This window comes from Cellulosimicrobium sp. So1_17, assembly GCF_055181235.1.
Genome location: NZ_CM143702.1, coordinates 4500152 through 4524221 on the forward strand (window position 1 = coordinate 4500152; position 24070 = coordinate 4524221).

The 24070-nt window shown below is 74.0% G+C and carries 15 protein-coding genes; 9 read left to right on the forward strand and 6 right to left on the reverse strand.

The features are described 5' to 3' along the window. Window positions 1-15: 15 nt before the first annotated feature. The 3 genes from ACZCLJ_RS19815 to ACZCLJ_RS19825 all read right to left on the reverse strand — a co-directional run bounded on the left by ACZCLJ_RS19815 (window position 16) and on the right by ACZCLJ_RS19825 (window position 5488). Window positions 16-1212 (reverse strand): hypothetical protein, encoded by a 1197-nt coding sequence (locus tag ACZCLJ_RS19815; protein ID WP_463105002.1) that lies wholly within the window; start codon window positions 1210-1212, stop codon window positions 16-18. 106 nt (window positions 1213-1318) lie between these two features. Continuing rightward, entirely contained in the window at window positions 1319-3073 is a 1755-nt protein-coding gene (locus tag ACZCLJ_RS19820) for an FAD-binding dehydrogenase (protein ID WP_463105003.1), read from the reverse strand. Between the two features lie 60 nt (window positions 3074-3133). After that, window positions 3134-5488, reverse strand: coding sequence for a glycogen debranching protein (locus tag ACZCLJ_RS19825; RefSeq protein ID WP_463105004.1), 2355 nt, complete (start codon window positions 5486-5488; stop codon window positions 3134-3136). 110 nt (window positions 5489-5598) lie between these two features. On the opposite strand from ACZCLJ_RS19825, the gene ACZCLJ_RS19830 reads away from it, so the two are divergent. From ACZCLJ_RS19830 to ACZCLJ_RS19840, 3 genes are all read left to right on the forward strand, one after another. Next, window positions 5599-6414, forward strand: a complete 816-nt coding sequence (locus ACZCLJ_RS19830) for an electron transfer flavoprotein subunit beta/FixA family protein (protein WP_463105005.1) — start codon at window positions 5599-5601, stop codon at window positions 6412-6414. A 12-nt stretch (window positions 6415-6426) separates the two neighbouring features. Further along, a complete protein-coding gene (locus tag ACZCLJ_RS19835) occupies window positions 6427-7470 on the forward strand; it encodes an electron transfer flavoprotein subunit alpha/FixB family protein (protein ID WP_463105006.1) in 1044 nt (347 codons plus the stop codon). Window positions 7471-7629: 159 nt separating this feature from the next. Further along, window positions 7630-9762 (forward strand): PhoX family protein, encoded by a 2133-nt coding sequence (locus ACZCLJ_RS19840; RefSeq protein WP_463105007.1) that lies wholly within the window; start codon window positions 7630-7632, stop codon window positions 9760-9762. Between the two features lie 71 nt (window positions 9763-9833). Here ACZCLJ_RS19840 and ACZCLJ_RS19845 read toward each other — a convergent pair whose 3' ends face one another. Further along, window positions 9834-10886: an aminoglycoside phosphotransferase family protein gene (locus ACZCLJ_RS19845; protein ID WP_463105008.1), complete on the reverse strand. Its 1053-nt coding sequence runs from the start codon at window positions 10884-10886 to the stop codon at window positions 9834-9836. Between the two features lie 264 nt (window positions 10887-11150). Between ACZCLJ_RS19845 and ACZCLJ_RS19850 the strand changes: the two genes are divergently transcribed. Further along, window positions 11151-12470 carry a cysteine desulfurase family protein gene (locus ACZCLJ_RS19850; RefSeq protein ID WP_463105009.1) on the forward strand — a complete coding sequence of 440 codons (1320 nt, stop codon included), beginning with the start codon at window positions 11151-11153 and terminating at the stop codon, window positions 12468-12470. Then, on the forward strand, window positions 12467-13666 hold the full coding sequence (gene mnmA, locus ACZCLJ_RS19855; protein ID WP_463105010.1) for a tRNA 2-thiouridine(34) synthase MnmA: 1200 nt from the start codon (window positions 12467-12469) through the stop codon (window positions 13664-13666). Before ACZCLJ_RS19850 ends, mnmA begins: the two co-directional genes overlap by 4 nt. On the opposite strand, the gene ACZCLJ_RS19860 is transcribed toward mnmA, so the two are convergent. Next, entirely contained in the window at window positions 13636-14100 is a 465-nt protein-coding gene (locus ACZCLJ_RS19860) for an ester cyclase (protein ID WP_463105011.1), read from the reverse strand. The two genes, mnmA and ACZCLJ_RS19860, sit on opposite strands and share 31 nt — an antisense overlap. A 161-nt stretch (window positions 14101-14261) precedes the next feature. Here ACZCLJ_RS19860 and ACZCLJ_RS19865 point away from each other — a divergent pair, with 161 nt between their 5' ends. From ACZCLJ_RS19865 to ACZCLJ_RS19875, 3 genes are all read left to right on the forward strand, one after another. Then, entirely contained in the window at window positions 14262-15308 is a 1047-nt protein-coding gene (locus ACZCLJ_RS19865; protein WP_251151845.1) for a uroporphyrinogen decarboxylase/cobalamine-independent methonine synthase family protein, read from the forward strand. Between the two features lie 168 nt (window positions 15309-15476). Next, the gene (locus ACZCLJ_RS19870) at window positions 15477-16220 is read left to right on the forward strand and encodes an HAD family hydrolase (RefSeq protein WP_251151844.1); all 744 of its coding nucleotides are present in this window, start codon (window positions 15477-15479) and stop codon (window positions 16218-16220) included. Next, on the forward strand, window positions 16217-18691 hold the full coding sequence (locus ACZCLJ_RS19875; protein ID WP_463105012.1) for a glycoside hydrolase family 65 protein: 2475 nt from the start codon (window positions 16217-16219) through the stop codon (window positions 18689-18691). The genes ACZCLJ_RS19870 and ACZCLJ_RS19875 overlap by 4 nt, the downstream gene beginning before the upstream one ends. 246 nt (window positions 18692-18937) lie before the next feature. Here the strand turns inward: ACZCLJ_RS19875 and ACZCLJ_RS19880 are convergent, their stop codons facing one another. Then, window positions 18938-21124 (reverse strand): prolyl oligopeptidase family serine peptidase, encoded by a 2187-nt coding sequence (locus ACZCLJ_RS19880; protein ID WP_463105013.1) that lies wholly within the window; start codon window positions 21122-21124, stop codon window positions 18938-18940. A gap of 193 nt (window positions 21125-21317) precedes the next feature. Here ACZCLJ_RS19880 and adhE point away from each other — a divergent pair, with 193 nt between their 5' ends. Next, on the forward strand, window positions 21318-24041 hold the full coding sequence (adhE, locus tag ACZCLJ_RS19885; protein ID WP_463105014.1) for a bifunctional acetaldehyde-CoA/alcohol dehydrogenase: 2724 nt from the start codon (window positions 21318-21320) through the stop codon (window positions 24039-24041). Window positions 24042-24070 lie beyond the last annotated feature (29 nt).

Consider the following 24070-nt stretch of genomic DNA (forward strand, 5'->3'; position numbering starts at 1 on the left):
AGGGCTCCGGGAGCTCTATCTCGCGGCTGGGGCGTCTATCTCGCGAGGGACGAGGGCGAGGTAGCGGGCTCGGGTGCGCAGGACGTCGCGCAGCTGGGTGCCGATGCCCTCGACGAACTCCTCGCGGTACACCGCGTCGACCTGCACGGAGATGGCGTAGTACAGCCCGGTGAACGTCGCGATCGCGACGGACACCCGCAGCAGCGTCTGCGTGACGACGAGCTGCGCGCCCTCGACGCCCGGGCCGCCCGCGAGCTCGACGGTGCGCTGCCACGTGCCGCCGTCGACGTCCCACAGCGCCATGACCTCCGGCGTGACGGTGAGCGTGCCGAGCGCCATGAAGAACACGCCCATGCCGAGGCTCACGACGAGCACCTGCAGCAGCTGGCTCGTCGCGATCATCGCGGCGAGGTTCGCCATCTGGCGCCGGCTGAAGCGGGCGGCGAGCTCGCCGTCGGGCACGTCTGCCGCAGCGTCGGCGAGCGACTCACGCGCCTCGCCGGGCACGCGCAGCGCCACGAAGAGCACGACCAGCAGGAGGAAGAACCCGCCGAGCACGAGGTCGGCGACGCCGTGCGTCCGGTCGAACACCTGCCAGACCTCGGCGTTGTAGAACAGCACCAGCGAGAACACGAGCAGCAGCGGCAGGAGGCGCACGAGCCGGAGCAACGACGCCCCCAGCTCGTCGACGACGCGCGCCAGTCCCCACCACAGCGACGACAGCACCCCGTAGCCCACGACGACGCGCACGACTCCCAGCAGCACGAGGTTCCCGACGACGGTGACCAGCGAGTCGACCCACTGTCCGCCGAACACGAGGGGGAGCAGGGCCGGCACGAGGACGAAGAACGCGAGCTCGGGAAGACCGACGGACTGCGGCAGGGTCGACCACCGCCGGCCACGCAGCACGTTGAGCCCGGCGTAGGCCGCCCCCACGAGCGCGGCGCCCCCGAGCAGCGCGAGCACGTTCGCCCAGGCCGGCCAGCCCATCCGGACGGCACCGGACAGCTCCGCGAGCAGCACGACGAGGAGGAACGGTGCCGACCGGCCGAACACGTCACGGTCGAGCGAGTGGCCCTCGACGAGGAGCGGGAGGCCGTTCCGTCGGAAGAACCGCTCGCACGCGGCGGCGTCCACGGGGACGTCGGGCGTCCGGCCGGTCTCCGGGTGCGCGACGTCGTCCGGCTCGCTCGCGTCGTCGTGCACGGTCATGGTCGGTGACCCTACCGGCCGCGTGCCGAGGGACCGAGGCGGCGAGACCGCCGATCCGGGGTGATCGTGGTCCCGTCCCGTGGCGACCGGGCCCGCTCGCTGGGAGTCAGGCGAGCTTGGCCGCGAGCGCCCGGCCGGCGACCCGCCCCGAGAAGAGGCAGCCGCCGAGGAACGTGCCCTCGAGCGCGCGGTGCCCGTGCACCCCGCCGCCGCCGAACCCGGCCGCCTCGCCGGCGGCCCAGAGGCCGGGCAGCACGGAGCCGTCCGCGCGCAGGACGCGCGCCGACGTGTCGGTCCACAGCCCGCCGAGCGTCTTGCGCGTGAGCACCGAGAGCCGCACGGCGAGCAGGGGCCCGTCCTTCGGCGTCGTGAGCGGGCGCGGCGGGGAGACGCGGATGAGCCGGTCGACGCGGTAGCGGCGGGCCATCGCGGTCGCGACGACCTGCGGGTCCTTGCCGAGCCCGGTGCGGACCTGCTCGTCGCGGAGGTGGACGAGCCGGGCGAGAGCCGCGGCGTCGACGTGACCGCGCGAGCCGGGCGTCGCGTCGACGAGCGCGTTCATGCGGCCCGCGAGCTCCTCGGGGGTGTCGGCCCACACGAACTCGGGCGACTGCTCGGCGAACCGCGCGACCGGCCCGACGGCGCCCGGCAGCACGCGCTGCGCGAGCAGGCGCACGTCCTTGCCCGTGAGGTCGGGGTTCTGCTCGGAGCCCGAGAGCGCGAACTCGCTCTCCATGATCGCCTTGTTGAGCACGAACCAGGAGTGGTCGTCGCCGCGCTCCGTGACGTGCTGTAGCGCGCCGAGCGCGTCGAAGCCCGGGAACAGCGGCGCGGGGAGCCGGTTGCCGTCGGCGTCGAGCCACAGAGAGCTCGGCCCGGGCAGGATGCGGATGCCGTGATCGGTCCACACGGGGGAGTGGTTGGCGATGCCCTCGGGGTAGTGCCACATGCGGTCCTCGTGCACGAGCGCGGCACCCGCGCCGGCCGCGACGCCGATCATCAGCCCGTCCGTGGAGTCCGGGACGCCCGAGAGCATCCGCGCCGGCAACGTCCCCGCCGCCCTCGGCCACCGGGAGCGCACGAGCTCGTGGTTCGCGCCGATCCCGCCCGACGTCACGACGACGGCGCTCGCCGCGATCTCGACCTCGCCGACCACGTCCCGCGAGGAGGGTGCACCGCGCTCCACGTCCGACGGCGCGAGGACCTCCGCGCGCACGCCCGTCACCGCGCCGTCGGTCACGACGAGCGACGTCACGCGGTGCCGGAACCGGAGGTCGAGCAGACCGGCGGCCCGCGCGTCGAGCGCGGCGCGGACGAACGGCTCGAGGACGGCGGGACCGGTGCCCCACGTGACGTGGAAGCGCGGGACCGAGTTGCCGTGCGCCCCCGAGGCGCCGCCGTCGGCGCCCGCGAGCACGGGGTACCCGCCGCGCTCGGCCCACTGCACGAGCGGGAACCACCGCACGCCCTTGGCGTGCAGCCAGGACCTCATGTCGCCCGCGGCGAAGTCCACGAACGCCCGGGCCCACGCGTACCCGTGCCGGTCCGGTCCCTCGCCACGGTCGGCGCCGGCGGCGAACTGCGCGGACCCGAGCCAGTCGTCGAACGCGAGCTCGGCCGAGTCCGTGACGCCCATGCGGCGCTGCTCGGGCGACCCGACGAGGAACAGGCCGCCGAACGACCACCACGCCTGACCCCCGAGGCTCGCTGCGGGTTCCTGGTCGAGCAGCACGACGCGACGACCGGCGGCGGTGAGCTCCGTCGCGGCGACGAGCCCGGCGAGGCCTGCCCCCACGACGACGACATCGGGGTTCTCGACGGTGTGCGAGCTGACGGAGGAGTCGACCACGGTGTCACCCATGCGCGAACACTAGAGCACACCGTGCACGGGCGGGAGCCTCGACCTCGCGGGACCGGGGTACTACCTCGGCGGGGTGGGCGAGACGTACACCCGCACGCTGAGCGGCTCGAGCACGACGACGTCGCCCGCCCGGGCGTCCTCGTCGCCCTGGTCGTCGGGGTGCTCCCAGTCGGAGTCCCACACGAGGGACCACCGCTCGAGGGCCTCACCGGCCGCGGCGCGCACGCTCGGCAGCGTCACGTCGACGGCGTCGAGGGAGCCCGCCAGGACGACGAGGACGTCGCTCGCGCCGGGCTCGGGCGCGGTGCGCAGCATCTGGAGCGTGCGCACCTGCGGGTCGTGCCACGTCGCGTGGTCGAGCAGCTCGCCGTCGGCGTCGAACCAGACGAGGTCGGGCACCCCGGGCACGTGCGACCCGGGTACGGGACGCCCGGTGTAGAACGTGTCGGGTCTCAGCGCCGGGTGCTCGCGACGCAGCGCGAGCAGGTACCGGGCGGTGGCGAGGAGGTCCTTGCGCCACGGCGACAGGTCCCACGAGACCCACGACGTCTCGCCGTCCTGCACGTACGCGTTGTTGTTGCCCCGCTGGGTACGGCCCATCTCGTCGCCGGCCGTGATCATGGGCGTGCCGGCCGCGAGCACGAGCGTCGCGAAGAGGTTGCGGATCGAGCGTCGCCGCAGCGGTGCGATCTCGACACCGGGACCGAGCGCGCTGCCGTCCGCGCCGTGGGGGTCCTCGGGGACCGCTCCCGTGCCGCCTCCCGCCGCTCCCGACACGGTCGTCGTCGCGTCCGGCGTCGAGACCGGACCCTCGAGCCCGTGGTTCCACGACCGGTTGTCGTTCGTGCCGTCCCGGTTGCCCTCGCCGTTGGCGAGGTTGTGCTTGTGGTCGTAGGCGACCAGGTCGGCGAGCGTGAACCCGTCGTGCGCCGTCACGTAGCTCACCGACGCGACCGGGCCGCGCAGGAGCGGCGGGTCGCTGCGGCCGAACAGGTCCGCGGACCCCGCGAGCCGCGTCGCGAGGTCGCGCACGCCGTGCCCCGGCCGTCCGTGCGACGCCTCGCGTGCGTCGGCGAGCCAGAACTGGCGCACGGCGTCGCGGAAGCGGTCGTTCCACTCGGCCATCGGCGGCGGGAACTGGCCCGTGCGCCATCCGCCCGGTCCGACGTCCCACGGCTCGGCGACGAGCTTGAGCCCGCTGAGCACCGGGTCGGTCTGGAGCGCGACGAGGAACGGGTGGTCGGGGTCGAAGCCGCTCTCGCCGCGCCCGAGCGTGACGGCGAGGTCGAACCGGAACCCGTCCACGCCCACGGTCTCGGCCCAGTACCGCAGCGAGTCGAGCGCCGCGCGCACGACGGCGGGCCGGCGGAAGTCGAGCGAGTTGCCCGTCCCGGTGACGTCGGCGAGCCGGGCGGGCGTCGCGCCGTCGTGCAGGTAGTGCACCGCGTTGTCGAGGCCGCGCCACGACAGGTGGTAGCCGTCGGCGCCGCCCTCGCACGTGTGGTTGTGGACGACGTCGAGCAGCACCTCGAGGCCCGCCTCGTGCAGGAGGTGGACCATGCCCCGCACCTCGTCGAGGACGGCGCCCGGCCCGGCAGCCTGGGCGGCGTGCGTGGCGTACGCGGCGTGCGGGGCGAAGAAGCCGAGCGTCGAGTACCCCCAGTAGTTGGTGCGGCCGCTCGCCAGCAGGTGGGGCTCCGGGACGTTCGCGTGCACGGGCAGCAGCTCGATCGTCGTGACGCCGAGCGACCGCAGGTGCTCGATCGTCACCGGGTGCGCGAGCCCCGCGTACGTGCCGCGCAGGTGCTCGGGGAGCGCTTCCAGCCGCTGCGTGAGCCCGCGCACGTGCGCCTCGTACACCACCGTCTCCGACCAGGGCACGTGCGGCCGCGGCGCGACCGGGCCCGTCGGCTCCGCGACGACCACGGAGTGCGGCACGAACGCCAGGGAGTCCCGGTCGTCGGCAGGACCGTACGGGTCGGCGCCCGCGTGGCCGCGGATCGCCGGGTCGTCGACCAGCTCGCCCACGAGGCCGCGCGCGTAGGGGTCGACGAGGAGCTTCGCGGGGTTGTGCCGCAGGCCGGCCGCGGGGTCCCACGGGCCGTGGACGCGGAAGCCGTAGCGCTGACCGGCGCGGACGCCGGGCACGTGCGCGCGCCAGACGCCGAACGCCGGCCCCTCGAGCGCCACCCGGCGCTCGCGGAACCGCGACGCGACCGCGCCGCCGCCGACGTCACCGCGATCCGCGCCGTCGTCCTCGTCGACGGCGTCGACGAGGCACAGCTCCACGGCGGTCGCGTGGGAGGCCTGCACGGCGACGTCGACCCCGTCGCCGGCGAGGTGGACGCCGAGCCGGGGGACGGGCGCGTGGCGGTCGACGCGGGAAGGCGCCGGGACGTCGGACGGAGCATGCACCCGTCCATTGTGGCGGGTGTCACCGGCCCCGTCGTACAGCCGCCGGTACGCTTCCGTTGCAGGGCGGGCACGCTGCCCGCCCACCGCCCAGCACAGGGAGTGAGCACTCGATGCGGATCGTCGTCGCCGTGAAGTACGTCCCGGACATCCATGCCGACCGGGGCTTCGAGGGCGGGCGGGTCGTCCGCCGCTCCGACGAGGGGACGCTCAACGAGCTCGACGAGAACGCGCTCGAGGCAGCGCTGCGCGTCGTCGAGGGCCTGCCGGAGGACGAGCGGGCCACGAGCGAGGTCGTCGTCGTGACGGTCGCCGGACCCGACGCGGACGCCGCCGTGAAGAAGGCGTTCCAGCTCGGCGTCGACCGTGGCGTGCGCGTGAGCGACGACGCGATCGCCGGCTCGGACTACTTCGGCACCGCGCGGGTGCTCGCCGCGGCCGTGCGCCGTCTGGCCGCCGAGTCCCCGGTCGACCTCGTGGTGACCGGCATGGCGGCGCTCGACGGGCTCGGGTCCGTGGTCCCGGCCCTCCTGTCCGCGGAGCTGGGCCTGCCGCAGCTCACGCTCGCCGGCGCGCTGGAGCTCGACGGCGAGGCGGGTGCCCGCACCGCGCGCGTCACGCGCGAGCTCGACGGCGTCGACGAGGTGCTGGAGGCCTCCCTGCCCGCCGTCGTGAGCGTCACGGACCACGCGAACGACCCGCGCCTCCCGAACTTCAAGCTCATCATGGCGGCCCGCGCGAAGCAGGTGGAGGCGTGGAGCCTCGCGGACCTCGACGTCGAGCCCGCGGAGGTCGGCGACCCCGGGGCGCGCACGCGCGTGCTCGCCGCGTCGCCGCGTCCGCCGCGGCCCGAGGTCGAGATCGTCGTCGACAAGGGTGAGGGCGGCCGCGCGCTCGCCGAGTACCTCATCCGCAACGAGCTGGTCTGAGAGGACGCCACCATGACCGCCACCACCTCCGCGACCGTCCCCACGGGCAACCGCACCGTCCTCGTCCTGCTCGACAGCCCCGGCACCGAGCTGCGCTCGCCCGGGCTCGAGCTCCTCACGCACGCGCGCGGCGTCGGCCGCGTCGAGGCCGTCGCGCTCGAGGCGCCGAGCCTCGACGTGCTCGCCCAGCTCGGCGCGTACGGCGTCGAGACCGTCCGTCAGGCCGAGCTCTCGGCCGACGGGCACGGGGTGGGCGGCGACGTCGCGCACCTCACGCCCGTCGTCGCCGAGGCGCTCGCCGCGGCGGTCCGGGCGACCGACGCCGACGTCGTGCTGCTCACCTCCTCGTTCCCGAACAAGGAGGCGGCGGCGCGCCTGGCGTTCCTGACCGGCGCCGGCCTCGTCGTCGACGCGACCGCCCTGGACGTGGCCGCCGACGGCGCGGACGCCGGGCACGTCGTCGCGGACAAGAGCGTCTTCGCCGGGTCGTGGGACGTGCGCAGCACCGTGACCACGGACCTCGCCGTCCTCACGGTCCGCGCGAACTCCGTCGCGCCGGAGCCGGCGCCCGAGGCGGTCGCCACCGAGGTCGTCGGGTTCTCCGTCGACCTCTCCGCCGCCGCGACGTCGGCGCGCGTCGTCTCGCGGACCGTCCACCCGACGTCCGCGGCGGGACGCCCCGCGCTCGGCGAGGCGGCGGTCGTCGTCACCGGCGGGCGCGGGACGAACGGCGACTTCGAGCCCGTCCTCGAGCTTGCCGACGCCCTCGGTGCGGCGGTCGGCGCGACGCGTGACGCCGTCTACGAGGGCTGGCACGACCAGTTCGTCGGCCAGACCGGCGTCACCGTCGCACCCCGCCTGTACATCGGCGCGGGCGTCTCGGGCGCCCCGCACCACCGGGGCGGCATGCAGGCGTCGCAGGTCGTCGTCGCGGTGAACAACGACCCGGAGTGCCCGCTCTTCGAGATCTCCGACTTCGCCGTCGTCGGCGACCTGGCCGACGTGCTGCCGCAGGCGGCGCAGGTCATCCGGGAGCACCGGGCGAACCAGGGCTGACGGGACGCCCGGTCCCGCACGGCGGGCACCGGGGTCCCACCCGGTGGGCATCCAGAGTTCACCCGCTCGCCACCCGCCGGCACACCGGTCGTCATGGACCGTTCCTAGCGTCGGGCCGACTCCTCGCCACGAGGAGGCCCCCGACCCGTGGAGACCCCGATGACGATCACTCCCGCCCCCGAGCAACGCACGATGCTGCCCCTCGCTCCCTACGTGCGCGGCAAGCGCAGCCCGGTGACCTGCCGGCTGAAGTGCGCCGACGCGTGCTCGCACGCCGCACCCAACGCGAGCGACAACGAGTACTTCCGCGACGTCGCCGGGCAGGCGCTCTCGCGTCGCGCGCTGCTCGGCGGGCTCGCGGTCGGTGCCGCGGTCGTCGTGGTCGGCGCGCAGACGGCGACCGCGCCCTCCGCGCAGGCCGCGGTGCCCGCGCACGGCGGGTGGGGCGGGGGAGGCCACGGCGCGGGCAAGGGGCTGTCGTTCGGCCCGATCGCCCCCCAGGCGGCCGCGACCGACGCGCTCGTCGTGCCCGACGGCTACGCGTGGCGACCGATCATCCGCTGGGGCGACCCGATCCTGCGCGGTGGCCGCGCGTTCGACCCGGCGAACCAGTCGCCCGAGCAGCAGGCGCTGCAGTTCGGCTACAACAACGACTACCTCGACATCCTGCCCTACGAGCGCGAGCGCGGGCTGTGGTGGTGGGGCCGGCACAAGGACGACGGCCGCGGGACGCGCGGTCTGCTCGTGACGAACCACGAGTACACGAACCCCGGCATCATGTTCGACGCGTCGTACGACGCCGCGACCCGGCGCGCGATCGAGCGGGCCGCGCACGGCATCTCGGTCGTGGAGGTCCGGCGTCGTCGCACGGGACAGCCGTGGGAGTACGTGCCCGACAGCCGTTCGAACCGCCGTGTCCACATCGGCACGGAGTTCCGTGTCGACGGGCCGGCCGCGGGCTCCGACCTGCTCACGACGGTGGCCGACCCGTCGGGCACGCGCGTCCTCGGCACGCTGAACAACTGCGCCGGCGGCACGACGCCCTGGGGCACGGTGCTGTCCGGGGAGGAGAACTTCCACGGCTACTTCCGCACCGCGGGCTCCGGGCACGACGCCCGCTACGGCCTGCGCGACGCGGCGACCGGCTACGGCTGGGAGCTCGACGACCCGCGCTTCGACGCGCGCAACGCCGGCTACGAGAACGAGCCGAACCGGTTCGGCTGGATCGTCGAGATCGACCCGTACTCGCCGGGCGAGGCACCCGTGAAGCACACCGCGCTCGGGCGCTTCAAGCACGAGGGCGCGAACGTCATCCTGTCCCGGCGCGGCCACGCGGTGGCGTACATGGGGGACGACGAGCGCTTCGACTACGTGTACAAGTTCGTCTCCTCGCGCACGATGCGCCCGGGGAACAGCGACTGGGCCCGCCGCCACAACAAGACGCTCCTCAGCGAGGGGTCGCTGTACGTCGCGCGGTTCACCGGGGACTCGCCGGCTGCCGAGATCGACGGCTCGGGCGCCCTGCCGTCCGACGGCGCGTTCGACGGCCGCGGCGAGTGGCTGCCGCTCGTGGTCGACGGGCGCAGCGCCGTCGAGGGCATGTCGGTCGAGGAGGTGCTGGTCTACACGCGCGTCGCGGCCGACAAGGTCGGCGCGACGAAGATGGACCGTCCCGAGGACGTCGAGCCGAACCCGGTGACGGGTCGCGTGTACGTGGCGTGCACGAACAACACCTCCCGCGGCCCGTCGGGCACCGAGGCGGCGACCGAGTCGAACCCGCGCAGCACCAACCGCGACGGGCACGTCGTGGAGATCGTCGAGGACCGGGACGACGCCGCGGCGCGCTCGTTCCGCTGGAACCTCCTCCTCGTCGCCGGCGACCCCGCGACGAACGCCTCGACGTACTTCGCGGGGTACCCGAAGGACAAGGTGTCGCCGATCTCGTGCCCCGACAACCTCGCGTTCGACGCCGAGGGCAACCTCTGGATCTCGACGGACGGTCAGCCGAGCACGATCCAGAAGTGCGACGGTCTGTTCAAGGTGCCGCTCAGCGGTCGCGAGCGCGGCCGGGTCCAGCAGTTCCTCTCGGTCCCGCGCGAGGCGGAGACGTGCGGTCCGGTCATCGACTCGAAGGACCGCATGGTGTACGTCGCCGTGCAGCACCCGGGCGAGAACGGCTCGTACGACGCGCAGACGTCGGCGTTCCCCGACTACGTGACGCCCGGTGCGCCCGTCCCGGTCGGTGCGTTCGCCGGCCCGCGGCCCGCGGTCGTGCAGGTCTGGAAGGACTGAGGCGCGGCTCCTCGCGCCCGACGGCGCCGGTCACCCCCGCGGGGACCGGCGCCGTCCGGCGCTCGAGGAGGTCAGTGGTCGCAGAGGCCGACGTGCTCGAGCCACGCGACCGCCGCGACGCCCTGTGCGCGCTGGAACGGGCGCAGGTTCGGGATGCTCGGCACGTCCGGCTTGCGCGCCGAGTGGAGGAAGTACCCGGCGATGCCGGCGACGACCGCGCGCAGGTCGGCGGGGTGCACGTCGCGGGTGAGCGGGTGCGCCGCGAACGTGGCCGCCGCCCACGCACCGCCGCGCGCCCGTCGCGCGGTCCCCGCCTGCGGCGTCACGGGCTCGACCACGCCCGCGACGCCCTGCATGACGACGCTCGGCAGGAACATCGCGAGGTCCAGCCACCCCGCGCCGCGCGAGGCGTGCGGCCAGTCGACGAGGTAGACGGTCGACGGCGTGAGGAGCAGGTTGTCGGCGCGCAGGTCGCCGTGCACGAAGGACTCGCCCTCGCACGCGACGAGCGCGCTGCGCTCCGCCTCGGCGAGCGCGTCGAGGTGCTCGGCCGCCCACGGCACGAGGCTCGTGAGCCCGGGGTCGGGGTCGTCGCGCAGGGCGCGCCACCCGGTGGACAGGCGAGCGAAGTCGGGGCCCGTGGGGGGCAGGCGCATGTCCCGCGCGCCCGGGACGGCTGCCAGCGTCTCGAGCGCCGCGAGCACGCGGTCCAGCTCGTCGGGCACCCACGGGGTGGCGGGGACGTGCCCGTCGACCACCTCGAACGCGAGGACGATCCAGTCGCCGTCGCCGTGCCCCCAGGCGAACCGGGGCGTCGGGATCTGGCGCGGCAGCCGGGTGGCGATCCTCGCCTCCGCACGGTGCAGGTCGGCCGCGACGGGCTCGTCCGCCGAGCGCGCCGCCTTGACGAAGAGGCGCTGGCCGTCGTCGAGCTCGAGCACGGACGCCAGGCCGGGGCTGAACCCCGACACGACGGAGGTCTCCGCGACCACGCGTCCCCCGGCGACCGCCTCGAGCTCGTCGCGCAGCGCGACGGGCAGGTCGAACCAGCGCAGGCGGCGTCCGCCGGCGGCGACCGGGACGAGGGAGGTCTCGTCCACGGCGGGTGCGACGTCGTCGGGCATCGTGGTGCCATTTCCCCTGGTCGGCTCACGGGACTGCGGCAGGCGCTGCCTGTGCTGCTCGCGCTGCACGGGGCTGTCCTGCCGGGGTGTCGGGCCCGCGACGGAACGGTTGGCGCGCGGCTCGGCTCGAAGGTCGGGGACCGGCGGACGGCCGGGCACAGACCTCAGACAAAATAGCGCGTCCAGGACGTTTGTCCAGCGACGGACCGCAGGGTGAACGGTGCGGGGCGGCGCTTCGTCGACTGGTTCGTAGACTGGGTGACCGTGACCCAGCCATCCGGCGCCCCGTCCGGGACCTCCTCAGCCGCCGTCCGAGGCGTCGCGTACCTCGACCACGCCGCCACGACGCACCTCTCCGCGGCGGCCCGGGACGCCCTCGTCGACGAGCTGTCGCGCACGGGCAACCCGTCCTCCCTGCACGCCGCCGGGCGCGCCGCGCGGCGCACGGTCGAGGAGGCGCGCGAGGCGGTCGCGGCGGCGCTCGGCGCACGGCCCAGCGAGGTCGTGCTCACGGCGGGCGGTACCGAGGCCGACAACCTCGCGATCAAGGGACTGTTCTGGGGTCGGCGCACCACCGACCCGCGCCGCCGCCGCATCGTCGTCTCCGCGGTCGAGCACCACGCGGTCCTCGACCCGGCGTTCTGGATGGCGGAGCACGCGGGCGCGGAGATCGTGCTGCTGCCGGTCGACGCGCAGGGCCGCGTCGAGCTCGACGCGCTGCGGGCCGAGCTCGCGCAGCACGCCGAAGAGATCGCGCTCATCTCGGTCATGTGGGCGAACAACGAGGTCGGCACGCTGCAGCCCGTGCACGAGGTCGTCCAGCTCGCGCGCCCCCACGGCATCCCCGTGCACTCGGACGCGGTGCAGGCCGTCGGCCAGGTCCCGGTCGACTTCGCGGCGAGCGGGCTCGACGCGATGACGGTCTCGGGGCACAAGCTCGGAGGGCCCGTGGGCGTGGGTGCGCTCGTCGCGCGCCGCGACGCACCGCTGACGCCCGTGCTGCACGGCGGCGGCCAGGAGCGCGGCGTGCGCTCCGGCACGCTCGACGCTCCCGCGATCCGCGCTTTCGGCGTCGCGGTCGCCGAGGCGGTCGGGCGCCGCGCGGAGCGGGCGCAGCACCTGGGGTCGCTGCGCGACGAGCTCGTCGCCGGCGTGCGACGGGTCGTCCCGGACGCCGTCCTGAGCGGTCCCGAGCCCGACCGCGGCGCGGGCGACGAGGAGAGCGCGAGGCTTCCCGGGAACGCCCACTTCACGTTCCCCGGCGCCGAGGGCGACTCGCTGCTCTACCTGCTGGACTCCGCCGGTGTGCAGGCGTCGACCGGTTCGGCCTGCCAGGCGGGGGTCCCGCAGCCGTCCCACGTCCTCCTCGCGATGGGCGTCCCGGAGGACGACGCGCGCGGCGCCCTGCGCTTCTCGCTCGGTGCGACGTCCACCCCCGACGACGTCGCGCACCTCCTCGACGCGCTGCCCGCCGCGGTGGACCGTGCCCGGGCGGCCGGGCTCGCGTCGTCGCCCGCCCGGACCCGTCCTGCTCCCGCGCCGGCCACGGCGTCCGTGCCGGCCTCGTCGGGAGGTGCGGCATGAGGGTGCTCGCCGCGATGTCCGGGGGCGTCGACTCCGCGGTCGCCGCGGCCCTCGCCGTCGAGGCGGGCCACGACGTCGTGGGCGTGCACATGGCCCTGTCGCGCAACCGCGACCAGTTCCGCACCGGCTCGCGCGGCTGCTGCTCGATCGAGGACGCGGGCGACGCGCGGCGCGCGGCCGACGTGCTCGGCATCCCGTACTACGTGTGGGACCTCTCGGAGCGGTTCGAGGACACGGTCGTCGCCGACTTCCTCGCCGAGTACGAGGCGGGCCGCACGCCCAACCCGTGCGTGCGCTGCAACGAGCACATCAAGTTCGAGGCGTTGCTCGACAAGGCGACCGCGCTCGGCTTCGACGCCGTCGCGACGGGCCACTACGCGCGCGTCGTGACGCGCGGGGCGGCCCCGGACGGGACCGGCGGGTCCCGCGAGCTGCACCGCTCGCCGAACCAGGCCAAGGACCAGTCCTACGTGCTCGCGGTCATGGGCCCCGAGCGGCTCGCGCGCGCGATGTTCCCGCTCGGCGACTTCGCGTCGAAGGACGAGGTCCGCGCCGAGGCCGCGCGCCGCGGCCTGTCGGTCTCGGCCAAGCCCGACTCGTACGACATCTGCTTCGTCGCCGACGGCGACACCCAGGGCTTCCTGCGCGACCGCCTCGGTTCGCGCCCCGGCGAGGTCGTCGACACCGAGGGACGGGTGCTGGGCGAGCACGACGGCGCCTACTCGTACACGGTCGGCCAGCGCAAGGGGCTCGGCATCGACCGCCCCGCGCCCGACGGGCGACCCCGCTACGTGCTCGACGTGCAGCCCGCCACGAACCGGGTGGTCGTGGGACCCGCCGAGCTGCTGAGCGTCGATCGGATCGAGGCCGGCGGAGCCGTGTGGTTCGACGGCGTCCTCGACGGACCGGCGCCGCTCGCCCGACCGGGTGCGGCGTTCGACGCCGAGGTGCAGGTCCGCGCGCACGGGACTCCCGTGGCGGCGCGCGTACGAGCCACGGACGGTTCGACGGGCGCGGCGATGAGCGTCGAGCTCACGGGCACACCGCTGCGCGGCGTGGCGGCGGGGCAGTCGCTGGTCGTCTACGCGGGCACGCGCGTGCTCGGCCAGGCCACCGTGGACAGCGCCTCCCGTGGCTCCCGTGGCAGTGCCGCCCCCGTGTCCGCTCAGCCCGCCCGTACGGGGGTGTCGTCCTGAGCGAGCGCCCGCGCGAGCGCCGGCTCGTCGCGCACGCACCAGTGCTCGACCTCGCGGCCCTCGGCGAAGCGCAGGACGTGCATCTCGCGCACGTGGAAGCGACGTCCCGTCGGTGCGAGCCCGCGGTAGAAGCCCGTGTGGCGGGCGCTCACCTCGACGTGCAGGGCGACGAGGTCGCCCTCCGCGACGGCGTGCAGCACCTCGACGCGCTGGTCGTCGAACGCGTCGGCGTGCCAGCGCATCGTCGCGACGAGCGAGTCGAGCCCGCCGTCCCCGCCGGCGTCGTGGTCGCGGAACCCTGGTGCGAGCAGCGCGGCGAGGACGTCGGCGTGGTTGCCCGGGATGGCCTGCGTGTGCACGGTGATCGCGGCGGCCTTGTTGGCCGCCGTGGCACGAGGAGCCGTCGTGCGACGGCCGTCGTCGTGAACCCTCATGTCGGTCGTGTCCTCCGGTCGGTACCGTCCTGGCCGGAGGTGCGCCCCCGGGCCTCGGTGAGGCCTCGGCACGGCTCCGTCCTTCGAGTACTCCTGGAGAGAGGTGACGGACGCATGATCCGTGACGTACGTGGTGGCCCGACGGTCCGGGGACAGGTCCCATGACCGCCGTGACGGGTCTCGGGCCGTGGCCCGGGGGAGAGGCCGACGTGCTCGAGGCGCAGCTCACGGTGCTCGGCGACCTCGCGGAGGTGCCGACGGGCGTGCAGGGGATCCCCTTCCTCGTGCAGCTGCTCGGCCGCGGTCCCGGCGCCGACCCGACGGGGCGGACCGCCGCGCTCCTGCCCGGCCTGCCGGTCGAGCTGGGCCCGCACGGCTGGAAGCTCGCCGACCATCCGGGCGCCGACGAGCGCCGCGCCGAGGCCCTGGTCCGTGAGGACGTCGAGGCGCTCGCGATCGCGGCGTCGGGGTTCGCCGGCCCGCTCGCCGTGACGGTCCAGGGCCCGTGGACGCTCGCGGCGGAGCTCTACCTCGCGCGCGGCGACCGGGTGCTGTCCGACCGCGGCGCCGTGCACGACCTCGTCGAGGCGCTCGCGTCGGGCGTCGGCGAGCACGTCGCCGAGGTGCGTCGCCAGGTCCCGGGGGCGGACGTCGTCGTGCAGGTCGACGAGCCCCTCCTCGCCGCGGTGGGGGCGGGGGCGCTGCCCAGCTTCTCGGGGTTCTCGCGGCTGCGGGCGGTCGCCGGGCCGGACCTCGTCGACGGGCTGCGTCCCGTGCTCGACGCCGCGCGCGCGGCCGGTGCGTCGACGGTCGTGCACGTGGGGTCGGCCCGCGTCGGGATCGCGCCGGTCGTGCTGGCGGGAGCGGACGCGGTCGGGCTGGCCCTGGGCGCGTGGGACGAGCGCCTGTGGGAGACGGTCGCACGGGCCGTCGAGCGGGGTGTGGGCCTGTGGGCCGCGCTGCCGCCCGCGAAGGCCTCGCAGTGCGCCGGCCCGGCGCTCGGCGAGCTCGCGGACCTCGTCGCGACGCCCTGGCGCCGCATCGGTCTCCCGCCCGCCGCGCTCGACGACGTGACGCTCCTCGGCGCGTCGCGCACGCACGCCGCGGGGCTCGGGCGGACCGTCGGGGGGACGCCGGACGACCATCGTGCGCTCCTCGCGAACCTCGGCCGCGTCGCGGAGGTGCTCGCGGAGCGCGCCCAGGGGTGAGCCGCTTCTCGCGAGCGCCCTCGGGTGCGTAGGCTGGTCCCGGCCGCGGGCGCCACCCGCCCGGGTGTGCTCGTGCGTCGTGACCTGTCGTGACCTGTCGTGACCCCCACGCCCGGACCGGTCCGGGCTCACCCCGTTCCCCACCCCGCCCCACCGCGAAGGACCTCCATGCCCGTCCTGCGAGCCGTGCTCTTCGACCTCGACGGCGTCCTCACCCCGACCGCCGAGCTGCACATGCGCGCCTGGGAGCGCCTGTTCGCGCCGTTCACCGCGGCGCACGGCCTGGCGCCCTACACGTCCGCCGACTACTTCGCCCACATCGACGGCAAGCCGCGCTACGACGGCGTCGCGACGTTCCTCGCGTCGCGGGGCGTCGAGCTGCCGCGCGGCGCGGCGGACGACGCGCCGGGGGAGAGCACCGTGTGCGCGCTGGGCAACCGCAAGGACGAGATCGTCAACCGGATGTTCACCGAGGAGGGCATCGCGCCGTACCCGGGCTCGGTCCGGTTCCTCGACGCCGTGACGTCGGCGGGCGCGGCGGTCGCGGTCGTGTCGTCGTCGCGCAACACGCCGACCGTGCTGGCCGCGTCCGGCCTCGCGGACCGCTTCCAGGTGGTCGTGGACGGCAACGTCGCGGCGCGCGAGGGCATCCCCGGCAAGCCGGCCCCCGACACCTACCTGCGGGCGGCGGAGCTCCTCGGCGTGCCCGCCGCCGCGGCGGTCGTCGTCGAGGACGCGCTCTCGGGGGTCCAGGCCGGTGCGGCCGGCGACTTCGGCCTGGTGCTCGGCGTCGACCGCGGTGTGGGCCCCGACGCGCTGCGCGAGCACGGCGCGGACCTCGTCGTGAGCGATCTCGGCGAGCTCGACGCCGCCGTCCTCGACGCGCCCGCCCGCCAGGGGGGCGCCGCGTGATCCGCAAGACCTCCGACGAGCAGCACACCGTCGACCGCCTGCGCTTCCCCGCCGACCCGTGGCGCCTCGTCGAGGCGCGGTTCTCCGCCGAGGACCTCGGGGTCACCGAGACGCTGTTCGCCACGGCCAACGGCTACCTCGGCATGCGGGGCAACGTCGAGGAGGGACGCGAGTCCCACGCGCACGGCACCTTCATCAACGGCTTCCACGAGACCTGGTCGATCCACCACGCCGAGGAGGCGTACGGCTTCGCGAAGGTCGGACAGACCATCGTCAACGTGCCCGACGCCAAGGTGATCCGCCTGTACGTCGACGACGAGCCGCTCCTGCTGCCCGTCGCGGACCTCGTCGACTACGAGCGCTCGCTCGACCTGCACGACGGCGTGCTGCGTCGCGAGCTGCTGTGGCGCACGCCGTCCGGCAAGCGCGTGCGGATCCGGTCGGAGCGCATGGTCTCGTTCGTCGAGCGGCACCTCGCCGTCATGACGTTCGAGGTGACGATGCTCGACGCCGCGGCCCCCGTCGCCATCTCCTCGCAGGTGCTCAACCGGCAGGACGGCCAGGACGAGTACCACGTGCGGTCGGCGTCCCTCGGGGAGGGGTTCGACCCGCGCAAGGCCGAGCAGTTCGCCGGACGGGTGCTCCAGCCGCAGACGCAGTGGGGCGACGACGAGCGCCTGGTGCTGTCCTACCGGTGCACGAACTCGGGCATGACGCTCGCCGTCGCGGCGGACGACCACCTCGAGACCGAGAACGAGTGGGACGTGCGCACCCAGGTCGACGAGGACCTCGCCAAGCACGTGTTCCGCGTGCACGCCGAGCCGGGCCGACCGATCCGGCTCACGAAGACCGTCGCCTATCACACGTCGCGCGGGGTCCCGTCGCGCGAGCTCGTCGACCGCTGCCGGCGCACGCTCGACCGGGTGCGCGACCGCGGCGTCGCGGCGGAGATGGCGGACCAGCGGTCATGGCTCGACGACTTCTGGGCGCGCTCCGACGTCGAGGTCGGGGGGCGTCCCGAGGTCCAGCAGGCCGTGCGCTGGAACCTCTTCCAGCTCGCCCAGGCGACGGCGCGCGCGGAGGGCAACGGCGTCCCGGCGAAGGGTCTGACCGGCTCCGGCTACAGCGGGCACTACTTCTGGGACACCGAGATCTACGTCCTGCCGTTCCTCACCTACACGAGCCCTCGGTACGCGCGGAACGCGCTGCGGTTCCGCTACCAGATGCTCGACGCCGCGCGGCGCCGGGCGCAGGAGCTCTCGCAGAAGGGCGCTCTCTTCCCGTGGCGCACGATCAACGGCGAGGAGGCGTCGGCGTACTACGCCGCCGGCACCGCGCAGTACCACATCGACGCCGACGTCAGCTACGCCCTCGTGCAGTACGTGCGCGCGACCGGGGACGCCGACTTCCTGCGGCGCGAGGCGGTCGACATCCTCGTGGAGACCGCGCGCATGTGGGAGGACCTGGGCTTCTGGCGCGCCAACGGCGACGACAACTTCCACATCCACGGCGTCACCGGACCCGACGAGTACACGACGGTCGTCAACGACAACCTCTTCACGAACGTCATGGCGCGATTCAACCTGCGTGCCGCCGCGTTCGTCGTCGAGCGCATGCGCGAGGACTTCCCCGACGACTACGCGCAGATGGTCGACCGGCTGGGCCTCGGCATGACCGAGCCCGCCGAGTGGGTACGCGCCGCCGATCACATGTCGATCCCGTACGCCGAGAGCATCGGCATCCACCCGCAGGACTCGCACTTCCTCGAGCGCGAGATCTGGGACCTCGCGCACACCCCGGCGGACAAGCGGCCCCTCCTGCTCCACTACCACCCGCTCGTCATCTACCGCTACCAGGTGCTCAAGCAGGCCGACGTCGTGCTCGCGCTGTTCCTCCAGGGCCAGCACTTCACGGCGGAGGAGAAGCTCGCCGACTTCGAGTACTACGACCCGTTGACGACCGGCGACTCGACGCTCTCGGGCGTCGTGCAGTCGATCATCGCGGCCGAGGTCGGGTACCACGAGCTCGCGATCGAGTACTTCCTCTCGTCGCTGTTCGTCGACCTCGCGAACCTCCACGCGAACGCGGCAGACGGCGTGCACGTCGCGTCGGCCGGCGGCACCTGGACGGCGCTCGCGTGCGGGTTCGGCGGCATGCGGGACCACAACGGCGAGCTGACGTTCGACCCGCGCCTGCCGCAGGGCTGGGAGTCGCTCGCGTACCGCCTCGCGTGGCAGGGGTCGCGGCTCAAGGTCACCGTGCTGCCCGACGCGATCGAGCTCGTCGTGGAGACGGGCGACGCCGTGCAGGTCGGCGTGCGGGGCAAGCAGGTCGAGGTCGGGGCCGACGTCGTGCGGGTCCCGCTCGACGGCCAGGGTCCGGTCCGGCCCGGCCGCCCGAGCCTGCGCGCGCTCTCCGGCAACCGGCGCGAGGACGGCACGCTCATCACCGCGACGGTCCCGCACTCCTGACCCGCGCGCCTCTCGCCGAGGTGGTACCGCGGTCGTGCGCCCGACGACGAGTGGTCGCCCTGGGCGTCGGGGTGGGTGGGGGCGCCGCGTCTACCATCCGCCGCTCGTTCCTCGCGGCTCCCGCCAGGCCCGCCACGACGCGGCGCCCCCACCCACCCCTCCTGGCATCGCCTCGCCCTGGTCCTCGCTCGCCCCGTCACCGACCTTCTCGAGGGCGGGCTCGTCGTCTCGCTCGGCCGCGGGAGCTCAGGCCAGGCGTTCGGCGAGGAAGCGGTAGTGCACCGCCGCCATGTGGGCGGCCTGGGCGTTGTTCGCGGCGCCGCCGTGGCCGCCCTCGATGTTCTCGTAGTACGTGACGTCCTTGCCCGCGGAGAGCATGAGCGCCGCGAGCTTGCGGGCGTGTCCGGGGTGGACGCGGTCGTCCTTGGTCGACGTCGTGAAGAGCACCGGCGGGTACTCGCGGTCGCCCTCGAACAGGTGGTACGGGGAGAACGTGCGCAGGAACTCCCACTGGTCAGGGTCGTCCGGGTCGCCGTACTCGGCGGCCCACGACGCGCCCGCGAGGAGCTTCGTGTAGCGCTTCATGTCGAGCAGCGGGACGCCGACGATCACCGCGGCGAACAGGTCCGGGTACTGCGTGAGCATGTTGCCCGCGAGCAGACCGCCGTTCGAGCGGCCCTCCATGCCGAGGTGCTCGTGCGTCGTGATCCCGCGCGCGACGAGGTCGCGCGCGACCGCGGCGAAGTCCTCGTAGGCCCGGTGCCGGTCCGCCTTGAGCGCGGCCTGGTGCCACGCCGGGCCGTACTCGCCGCCGCCGCGGATGTTCGCGACGACGTACACGCCGCCCTGCGACAGCCACGCCCGGCCGAGCGCGCCCGAGTAGCCGGGCGTGAGGGAGACCTCGAAACCGCCGTACCCGTAGAGAAGCGTGGGCGCCGTGCCGCTGCCCGAGGTCGTGCCGTCGGCTGTGTCGTCGGCGCCGGTGGCGCCCGCGACGAGGTCCGCGCGGCCGACGACGAAGTACGGGACGCGCGTGCCGTCGTCGGACACGGTGAAGTGCTGGGCGACGGTCATGCCGGACGCGTCGAAGAACGCCGGGTTCGACTTGAGCGGCTCGGGGGTCCCGGCCTCGCCCGGACGATCGCCGAGGTGGAGCAGCGAGAGCGTCGTCGGCGTGAGGTAGTCGGTCGTGACGAGCCACAGGTCGTCCGTCTCGACCGGGTCGACCGCACCGACGCCGATCGTGCCGAGCGCGGGGAGGCCCGGGATCTCGGAGCGCACCCAGGCGGCGTCCTCCGCCGTCCCCGCGGGCGGGGTGAGGACGTGGAGGCGGTTCTTCACGTCGTCGAGCACGTTGACGACGAGGTGGTGGCGCGTCCACGTGGCGCCCGCGAGCGACGTCGTCGCGGTCGGCTCGAAGAGCACGGTAAAGCCGCGGTCGCCGGCGAGGAAGTCGTCCAGGCGCGTGACGAGGAGCGAGCCCGCGGCGTAGGTCGCGCCACCGACGGTCCAGTCGTCGCGCAGCTCGACGAGCATCCACTCGCGGCGCACGCCGACCTCGGCGGAGTCGGGGACGTCGATCTTCGTGAGGACCTGCTCGGGCGTCCCGGGGTTCTGGGCGAGGTAGAGCTCGTCGGAGTAGAACGCCTTGGAGCGGTGGACGAAGTCGCGCTCGAAGCCGGGGGTGTGCGAGCGCCACGCGGAGATGTACATGTCCTCGTCGGTGCCCTCGAACACCGTCACGGCGTCGGCGAGCTGTGTGCCGCGCGTCCAGCGCTTGACGACCCGCGGATAGCCGGACGGCGTCAGCGTGCCCGGGCCGAAGTCGGTGAAGACGTAGACGGTGTCGGGATCGACCCAGCCGAGCGAGCCCTTGGCCTCGGCGCGGTGGAACCCGCCGTCGGCGGGGTCGACGAAGCGCTTCTCGACGAGGTCGAACTCGCGCGTGACGTCCGCGTCGGAGCCGCCGGGGGAGAGCTCGACGAGGGCGTGCCGCCACGGCTCGCCCGCGGCGAGCCGCTCCGGCGTCGGGCGCAGGACGCTGGCGCCGTGCCACACCCAGCTCTCGCCCTCCTGCGCTGCGAGGGCGTCGAGGTCGAGGACCGTCTCCCACTCGGGGGCGTCGGTGCGGTAGGAGTCGACGGTGGTGCGGCGCCACAGGCCCCGCTCGTGGCGGGCGTCGCGCCAGAAGTTGTACAGGCGGTCGCCGATGAGGGAGACCTCGGGGATCTTCGCGTCGGAGTCGAGGACCTCGCGGATCGCCGCCTCCGTCGTGGTGAAGTCCTCGGGGACCTCGAGGGTCGCCGCGACCTCGGCGTTGCGGGCGCGGACCCAGGCGAGCGCCTCGTCGCCCTCGACCTCCTCGAGCCACAGGTACGGGTCGGTGTCGGTGGTCGCAGGGGTGATCGCGTCCGTCACGTGCTCGGCTGTCATGGGACCCCACCCTACGGCGACCTCCGGCGGCGGGACCAAAGACCTGTGTTCGGCGCGACACCCGCCGGGTCTTGCTCCCGAAGGAGGCTTGTGAAAGTCTTCACAAGTAGAGACCGCCGAAGGAGCCGGGGCATCCGGCCCTGGCAGCACCCGCGGCCCGTCGCCCGGCCAGGTCGGGCTCCGGAGGGGACGCATGAGCGCGAAGGGCGCGAGCACGAAGGCCGCCGAGACCCGTCAGGACGAGGTCCGCACCCGCACGACCGAGGAGATCGACGTCCTCGTCGAGCGGGCCCGCAAGGCCCTCGACCGGTACATGGGCCTCACCCAGGAGGACGTCGACCGCATCGTCCTCAAGGCGTCCGTGGCCGGGCTGAGCAAGCACGGCCACCTGGCGCAGATGGCCGTCGCCGAGACCGGCCGCGGGGTGTTCGAGGACAAGGCGACGAAGAACATCTTCGCGTGCGAGCACGTGCCGAACTCGATGGCGAGGCTCAAGACCGTCGGGGTCGTCGGTCGCGACGCGCTCACGGGCGTCGTCGAGATCGCCGAGCCCGTCGGCGTCGTGTGCGCGGTCACGCCGGTGACCAACCCGACGTCGACCACGATCTTCAAGTCCCTCATCGCGCTCAAGACGCGCAACCCCGTGGTCTTCGCGTTCCACCCGAGCGCGCAGCGCTCCTCGGTCGAGGCGGCGCGCGTCGTGCGCGACGCCGCGGTGGCGGCCGGCGCGCCGGACGACTGCATCCAGTGGGTCGAGCACCCGTCCATCGAGGCGACGAGCACGCTGATGCACCACCCGGGCGTCTCGCTCATCCTCGCGACGGGCGGCAACGGCATGGTCCGCGCCGCGTACTCGGCCGGGAAGCCGGCCCTCGGCGTCGGTGCGGGCAACGTGCCCGCGTACGTCGAGAAGAGCGCCGACCTCGGCCGGGCGATCAACGACGTCGTGATGTCCAAGGCGTTCGACAACGGCATGGTGTGCGCGTCGGAGCAGGCGCTCATCCTCGACGACGCGGTCTACGACGACGCGATGCGCGAGCTCGACCGCCTGCACGCCTACCGCGCGACGCCGCAGGAGAAGGCGCTGCTCGAACAGCTGATCTTCGGGGTCGAGGCGAGCGGCGCGAACTGTGCGGGAGCGAGGCTCAACCCGAAGGTCGTCGGTCAGTCCCCGGTGTGGATCGCGGAGCAGGCCGGGTTCACCGTCCCCGACGACACGTCGATCATCCTCGCGGAGATCGACGACGTCGGCCCCCAGGAGCCGCTGAGCCGCGAGAAGCTCACGCCCGTCCTCGCCGTGCTGCACGCGCGGGACACCGAGCACGGCATCACGCTCGCCGAGCGCATGGTCGAGCTCGACGGGCTCGGGCACTCGGCCGCGATCCACACCTCGGACGAGGCGCTCGTCGAGCGGTACGGCTCGCGGGTCAAGGCCGTGCGCGTGCTGTGGAACAGCCCGACGTCGCTCGGCGGCATCGGCGACATCTACAACGCGCTCCTGCCGTCCCTCACGCTCGGATGCGGCAGCTACGGCGCCAACTCGGTGTCGAACAACGTCTCCGCGGTCAACCTCATCAACATCAAGCGGATCGGACGACGCAACAACAACATGCAGTGGTTCAAGGTCCCCGCGAAGACGTACTTCGAGCCGAACTCGCTCCAGTACCTCGCCCAGATGCGCGACGTGCACCGCGTCACGATCGTCACCGACAAGGTGATGAGCCGCATCGGCGTCGTCGACCGGGTGCTCGACGTCCTCGCCCGTCGTGAGGAGCGCGTCGCGATCCAGGTCATCGACGATGTCGAGCCCGAGCCGAGCGTCGGCACCGTGAACCGCGGGGCGGAGTCGATGCGCGACTTCGAGCCGGACACGATCGTCGCGATCGGCGGCGGTTCGCCGATGGACGCCGCCAAGGTCATGTGGCTGCGCTACGAGCACCCGGAGATCGAGTTCTCCGACATGCGCGAGAAGTTCTTCGACGTGCGCAAGCGCGCGTACAAGTTCCCCGAGCTGGGGGAGCGGGCGAAGCTCGTGTGCGTCCCGACGTCGTCGGGCACGGGCGCCGAGGTGACGCCGTTCGCGGTCATCACCGACGAGGCGACGGGCTTCAAGTACCCGCTCGCCGACTACGCGCTCACGCCGACCGTCGCGATCGTCGACCCGGTGCTCACCGAGACCATGCCCGCGAAGCTGGCCGCGGACTCGGGTTTCGACGCCCTGACCCACGCGACCGAGGCGTTCGTGTCCGTCTACGCGAACGACTTCACCGACGGCCTGTGCCTGCAGGCCATCAGGATGGTCTTCGAGAGCATCGAGGAGTCGGTCACGCGCGGCTCGTCCGCACCCAGGGCGCGCGAACGGATGCACAACGCCGCGACCATCGCGGGCATGGCGTTCGGCTCGGCGATGCTCGGCATCGTGCACGCGATGGCCCACACCGTCGGCTCGACGTTCCACCTCGTGCACGGCCGCACCAACGCGGTGCTCCTGCCGCACGTGATCCGCTACAACGGGCAGGTCCCGACCAAGCTCACGAGCTGGCCGAAGTACGAGCGCTACGTCGCCCCGGAGCGCTTCCAGCAGATCGCGCAGCACCTCGGCCTCGCGGCGTCCACGCCCGAGGAGGGCGTCGAGTCCTACGCCCGGGCCGTCGAGGAGCTGCGCGCGAAGGTCGGCATCGAGTCCACGTTCGCCGACCAGGGCGTCGACGAGAAGGCCTTCATGAGCCGCCTCGACGAGCTCGCGCTGCGGTCCTTCGAGGACCAGTGCGCACCCGCCAACCCCCGCATGCCCGTGCTGGAGGACATGCGCGACATCCTCGCCGCCGCGTACCGCGGCACGAGCCGCGAGGAGGTCCGGGCCGCGCGCCTCGCGACCGACCGCGAGCGAGCCGGGGAGGTCGTGCCGGCCGGCTGACCCGACCGCCGGCCACAGGACACCGTGCC

Excerpts from the sequence above, each read along its gene's own strand:
- ACZCLJ_RS19860 (WP_463105011.1), bottom strand. The coding sequence starts at position 14,100 with ATGAGGGTTCACGACGACGGCCGTCGCACGACGGCTCCTCGTGCCACG.
- ACZCLJ_RS19815 (WP_463105002.1), bottom strand. The coding sequence starts at position 1,212 with ATGACCGTGCACGACGACGCGAGCGAGCCGGACGACGTCGCGCACCCG.
- ACZCLJ_RS19840 (WP_463105007.1), top strand. The coding sequence starts at position 7,630 with ATGACGATCACTCCCGCCCCCGAGCAACGCACGATGCTGCCCCTCGCT.
- mnmA (WP_463105010.1), top strand. The coding sequence starts at position 12,467 with ATGAGGGTGCTCGCCGCGATGTCCGGGGGCGTCGACTCCGCGGTCGCC.
- ACZCLJ_RS19845 (WP_463105008.1), bottom strand. The coding sequence starts at position 10,886 with ATGCCCGACGACGTCGCACCCGCCGTGGACGAGACCTCCCTCGTCCCG.
- ACZCLJ_RS19820 (WP_463105003.1), bottom strand. The coding sequence starts at position 3,073 with ATGGGTGACACCGTGGTCGACTCCTCCGTCAGCTCGCACACCGTCGAG.
- adhE (WP_463105014.1), top strand. The coding sequence starts at position 21,318 with ATGAGCGCGAAGGGCGCGAGCACGAAGGCCGCCGAGACCCGTCAGGAC.
- ACZCLJ_RS19870 (WP_251151844.1), top strand. The coding sequence starts at position 15,477 with ATGCCCGTCCTGCGAGCCGTGCTCTTCGACCTCGACGGCGTCCTCACC.
- ACZCLJ_RS19830 (WP_463105005.1), top strand. The coding sequence starts at position 5,599 with ATGCGGATCGTCGTCGCCGTGAAGTACGTCCCGGACATCCATGCCGAC.
- ACZCLJ_RS19865 (WP_251151845.1), top strand. The coding sequence starts at position 14,262 with ATGACCGCCGTGACGGGTCTCGGGCCGTGGCCCGGGGGAGAGGCCGAC.
- ACZCLJ_RS19835 (WP_463105006.1), top strand. The coding sequence starts at position 6,427 with ATGACCGCCACCACCTCCGCGACCGTCCCCACGGGCAACCGCACCGTC.
- ACZCLJ_RS19880 (WP_463105013.1), bottom strand. The coding sequence starts at position 21,124 with ATGACAGCCGAGCACGTGACGGACGCGATCACCCCTGCGACCACCGAC.